This window comes from Piscirickettsia litoralis, assembly GCF_001720395.1.
Taxonomy (GTDB): domain Bacteria; phylum Pseudomonadota; class Gammaproteobacteria; order Piscirickettsiales; family Piscirickettsiaceae; genus Piscirickettsia; species Piscirickettsia litoralis.
This window is the reverse complement of sequence record NZ_MDTU01000001.1, coordinates 2,792,564-2,794,009: the sequence shown is the minus strand read 5'-3', so window position 1 is coordinate 2,794,009 and position 1,446 is coordinate 2,792,564. Positions and strand designations below refer to the sequence as shown.

1 pseudogene is annotated in these 1,446 nt (G+C 33.8%); it reads right to left on the bottom strand.

Going from position 1 to position 1,446, the window contains the following annotated elements:
• Positions 1–519 precede the first annotated feature (519 nt).
• Positions 520–1,446, bottom strand: a pseudogene (locus tag BGC07_RS13750) (ArnT family glycosyltransferase); the annotation flags it as partial.

Below are 1,446 nucleotides of genomic sequence, written 5' to 3'. Positions count from 1 at the left end.
AATTGGTCGATTAATGTTGTATGATTTTTTAAAGATGAATTTTCTAATGCAATAACCATGATAAATCCTTACAAAATATGCAATATATAAAAATAGTTTTAACTGCCTCATATAGCTTTTTTAAAAGCCTAAGCCATCAGTTTGTAACTTGATATGTATTTTTTAAAAATAAGAGTTTCTTAAAGAAGCTGCAAAACGCAGTATCAATAAGAATAATAAGAAAAGAAGCTAAATCGGTAAGAAGAGAAAGAAGCAGCAGAGAATAAAGAAGACACGACTGATGATAAGTGGGAATTGGGGGTAAATTTGTCTCGATGCTCGTCGCCGTAACTGCTGGTCTTTCATTTCTTTACCTTAAAGACTTAATGGATGTACACTTTCCAATCTAGAGCACTGCACAAACAAAGTCAAGCCATTTTAACTCACTAAAATACAATTTTTATCTTGCAAACAAAAAGCGCAATAAACTAGAGTTTACTACGCTTCACCTTTGTATATAACCAGGTTCACTTTCTTAAGTTAAAGCTTATATTTATCCTTATAAAAGTCGCCTTTATGCGGCAAAATTTTTAATAACTTCACATCATAAAACTCTTTATAAATCTGAGTCAGTATCGTCTTACGATAAGCCTCATAGTTAAAGCCATAACCAACAACCAAATGATAAGGAGACCCCAGCATGTCTTTTTTATAAAACTCAACTTTCTTAAAATAGGGCGTGTACTCTGAACGATAAAACGGATCCATCTGGCTGACAATCACAATATTTTTATGATTAAAGTCTTTAAAATTGCTAAAAAAATCATCCGGCCGCCCGTTCACACTGCCCAGCCCCCAAACGGCCGCTTCTTTTTTATGGCGATATACCGTCAAATAAGACTGAGCATAACTCGGTGTCATAAAGATAAAGCCCTTTTTCATATAAGGCTCAACCACAGAATAAATTTTTTCATAGTTTAAGAACCAGTTAACAGAGTCATACACTGATGTTTTTTTCCAAAATGACAGTGGCAAATGAAATACCACCAGAACAATAATCAGTTGAATACCTGAATAAAATAGCATCCATTTAAACAGTCTTTTTATTTGTGCCGCCTCTAATAAAATAAGTGGCATAAATAAAAAGGCATAACCACAGAAAATCCAATGCAGTCCTATACTCTTACTGATTGATAATAAGCCATAGAATAATACAGTCACCAGCCCCGTTAATAAGGCCAAACGTAAACTTAAATTTTTCCAACCCTTAACAAATACTTTCGCATAACGTATAGCGATATACACCATAACAGGGCTATAAAGATAGAGAACAAAAGCAAGATATTTTGCCGGCAAGCGCCAATTTGCATGATCTCCTTCATTACGCAAATCTAAATTAAAGAGTAAATTCACCCAATCATGGCTGTAATTCCACCAAATGTTTTCAATAAAAAAAGGCAAGGCAAA